At 69.1% G+C, this 3,346-nt stretch carries 4 protein-coding genes and 1 pseudogene; 2 read left to right on the top strand and 3 right to left on the bottom strand.

The features are described from left to right. Both VF468_26995 and VF468_26990 read right to left on the bottom strand, forming a co-directional pair. Window positions 1–309 (bottom strand): hypothetical protein (locus VF468_26995; protein HEX5881936.1); only part of this gene is annotated, 309 nt, incomplete at its 3' end. Continuing rightward, a complete protein-coding gene (locus VF468_26990; GenBank protein HEX5881935.1) occupies window positions 306–692 on the bottom strand; it encodes a hypothetical protein in 387 nt (128 codons plus the stop codon). The genes VF468_26995 and VF468_26990, both read right to left, overlap by 4 nt. A gap of 128 nt (window positions 693–820) precedes the next feature. Between VF468_26990 and VF468_26985 the strand changes: the two are divergent. Continuing rightward, a pseudogene (locus tag VF468_26985) lies at window positions 821–1,693 on the top strand (IS982 family transposase). 126 nt (window positions 1,694–1,819) lie between these two features. Continuing rightward, entirely contained in the window at window positions 1,820–2,302 is a 483-nt protein-coding gene (locus VF468_26980; protein HEX5881934.1) for a pyridoxamine 5'-phosphate oxidase family protein, read from the top strand. A 288-nt stretch (window positions 2,303–2,590) separates the two neighbouring features. Here VF468_26980 and VF468_26975 read toward each other — a convergent pair whose 3' ends face one another. Next, window positions 2,591–3,292, bottom strand: a complete 702-nt coding sequence (locus VF468_26975; protein ID HEX5881933.1) for a DUF4386 domain-containing protein — start codon at window positions 3,290–3,292, stop codon at window positions 2,591–2,593. Window positions 3,293–3,346 lie beyond the last annotated feature (54 nt).

Here is a 3,346-nt window from a genome sequence, read left to right as displayed (position 1 = left end):
GGCATTGGCCAGGGCGAACCGCAGGATGACGAGTTGATATCCAGGCCGACCACGCAGAAGAACACGGCCATGAGACCGTCGATGACCCAGTGCTGGAGGTCCCTCGGTGACCGACAGCGGCCCGGCCCCGATGGTCAGCTCCCACACCCACAACCCCTCGTAGCCGGCGCCCAGAGGGCCTGTTGGCCAGCCGAGGGCGACTACCGTGGCCGCCAGCAGGGCCAGGCCGCCGGCGGCCTCAGTGTGCAGGAAGTCCTTGAGCGGGTCGACCAGCCGACGCACGGCGTTGGCCGAGCTGCTGTTGCTCATGCGGGTCCCACAGCCCCGGTCTCGGCTCGGGAGAAGGGGTCGACATCGGCAGCATCACGTCCCGCCAGTGCGACGATCGGCTCCTGCCTGGCCAGCACCGCGCTGGGGTTCATCGGAGGTCGGATCCGGGGACCGGTCCACATCGCCCACGCCGAGAGCGCGACCACAAGGAGCCCGACGGCTCGTGAGTGGTGCGAGGCGACAGGCGACTGGAAGCACCGCAGCGACGGAACCACCAGCAGCCAGAACCCGAATGACACGCTGCACGGGTGGGGTGGGACCGGCGCGCGGATCAGCAGCGCCCAGAAGGCCGCCCCCGCCAGCAGGACACCGGTGAGCAGCGCGCTCTCGGTGCGGTGGCGGTCTCTGGTCGTGTCGAGCACCCTAGATGAGTGATTCCAAGGGATGCGTGAGGTGAGGAGGGTGCCCATGATCGGCGTTGCTACCCAACGTCGACCTCGTGGGAGGCCTCGTGGACGCCGACCTGGACACCCTCGCCACGGCACTGTAGGTGAAGATCGACGAGCTGCTGCAGCAAGCACCCCAGCTGGCGCCATGGCGACCCACGGTCGGCATCGCCCCCAAGCTCAGCGACGCCGAACTGGTCACCTTGGCCGTCATGCAAGCCCTGCTCGGCTTCACCTCCGAGGCCCGCTGGCTGGGTCACGCCGACCGCCACCTGGGCCATCTGTTCCCGTATCTGCCCCGGCCAGGCTGGCTACACCAAGCGCCTGCCGGGGCGCGGCTGGGCTGCTGCGCCACGCCATCCGGGCCGTCGCCACCGACACCAGCCTGTGGACCGACGACAGCTGGATCGTCGACTCCACCCCGGTGGAGTGCGGCCGTTCCCCGGAGACCACCAAGCGTTCGGCGCTGGCTGGCTGGGCCCAATACGGCTCCTGCGCCAGCCACTCGCGCTGGTTCTGGGGGCTGCGGCTGCACCTGGTCTGCACCCTGCATGGCCTCCCGGTCGCCTTCGCGTTGCCCGGCGCCAAGGCCGACGAGCGCCAGGTGCTGGTGGACCTGCTGGCGGTCGAGCCGGAGTTGGTGGCCGCCCGGCCTGGGCAGACGCTGCTGGCCGACAAGCACTACTACGGCCGCGAGGTCCAGCAGGTCCTGGCCGGGCTGGGCGTGCGGCTGCTCCGGCCCGCAAGGGCGAGCCCGCCCGGGCCGGTGGGCACCTGTTCCGCCCGCTGCGGCAGCTCATCGAGTCGGTCAACCAGACCTTCCAAGGCCAGCTCGACCTGGAGCGCCACGGTGGCCGTACCTGTGGCGGGGTCGCGGTCCGGGTCTTGCAGCGCATCCTCGCCTGGCCGTCGCCATCTGGCACAACCACAAGACCGGACAACCGACCCTACGGTCCCTGATCGCCTACGACCATTGACCCTGGAATCAATCGTCTAGCGGCGGCTTAAGCGAGATAGGTTCAAGACCACAGGCCAGGAAGGAGACACCGTGTCCGCAACCGTGCTTCCCATGTCCGAGGTCCGTGAGCTGTGGGAGGTGCTGCATGGCGCCTGAGCTCACCGACGTCGCCCGGAGCGTGATCGACACGAACAGCTACATGGCGCTGGGCACGGCTGATGGGGCAGGGAACCCGTGGGTCTCGCCGGTGTGGTTTGCCTCCGAGGACTACCGGCACTTCCACTGGGTCTCATCGCCGGACGCCAAGCACTCGCGGAACCTCGCCGCCCGCCCGGAGGTTGCGATCGCGATCTTCGACTCGTCGGTCCCGGTCGGCGGCGCCCAGGCCGTGTACCTGAAGGGCGTCGCCAAGGAGCTCACGGGCGCCGAGCTCGAACAGGGTCTGGAGGTCTTCGACCGCGTGTCCCGACAGGACATCGGTCGCGCGTTCGGCCTGGACGATGTGCAGGGATCGGCACTCTTCCGGCTCTATCGCGCGACCGTCTCGGAGCACTGGGTGCTGATCCCGGGCCGGGATCCAGACCGTGGCTCAGGGGTCGACCGCAGCGAGCGCGTGTCGCTCGATTAAGCCGAAGGCGGAGCAAGACCCATCGCAAGCAGCCTAGGACGGGCCGGCGAGCGGCCCTCGCGGTGGGAGCCTCGTGCCCCCACCACGCCAGGGTGGAGATCTGGCCGGACGGTAGATGGCATGCCCGACCCCAGCCGCAAGCACTCCATCAACCAACCCGCCACCTGAGCCGGCCACAGCCGGCGACCTGATTCAGTCGAGCCGACGCAGTAGCCAGCTCGACCAGCGATGCGACGAGAGGTCGCCCGCGGTTCCTGCGCTGGCAGGCTGCGTTCGGGCGAAGCCGGGCTAGACCGCTGCGGCGTCCTGGGTCCCTGCGAGGGCCGGAGACGAGGTCCGGTAGCCCTTGACGATGAGATAGATGCCGATCCCCAGCTCCCAAATGAACTCCGGGGCCACCAGCACCTGGTGCGGGCCCTCGGCCGGAAGGACGCCCAAGATGACCAGGACGCCCACGATGCTGACCAGCGGCCCTCCGACCAGCCCGAACAGGGCAAAGCGGGGGGGCACCAAGCCGGATCGGTACATCAGCCACCCCAGGATCAGGCCGTTCGCGATGCCGGCGAAGACGCCCGGCCCGAGCCGGAAGGTCCACTCATAAACCGCGAAGATGCCCTGCCCGACCGCGGCGTTGGCCCCGCTGGGCGCGTCCTGGCGGAGGCTGGAGATGGCGAGCATGCAGACGATGCCGATGGCGATGAAGGTGCACTCCACCAGGCGCGCCGTCACGTAGGCGACGGCGCCTGCCTCGTGCACGCGCTTGTGGATCGAGTACGGCACCACCGCCGTCCCGACGTTCGAGATAATCAGCGCCAGCTCCAGCACGGCCCCGATGGCGATGAGCGTCTGGGCGTCGGCCCCCGCGCCGGTGACGTAGTTGCCCTCGTGGTCGAGCACCGGAGCGTAGAAGAAGAATCGCGCGGGGATCGAGGTCACGAAGGTGATGATCCACAACCACCCGGTGAAGGTCGCGATCCTCCGGTAGTTCATCCGGTCCCTCCCGTCCGCGCAGCCTGCCGTTGGCACTTCCCTGGCAGTCCGACA

It is taken from the genome of Actinomycetota bacterium, from assembly GCA_036280995.1.
GTDB lineage: Bacteria > Actinomycetota > CALGFH01 > CALGFH01 > CALGFH01 > CALGFH01.
The sequence above is the reverse complement of the archived record's forward strand: the minus strand, read 5'-3'. Positions and strand labels throughout refer to the sequence as shown.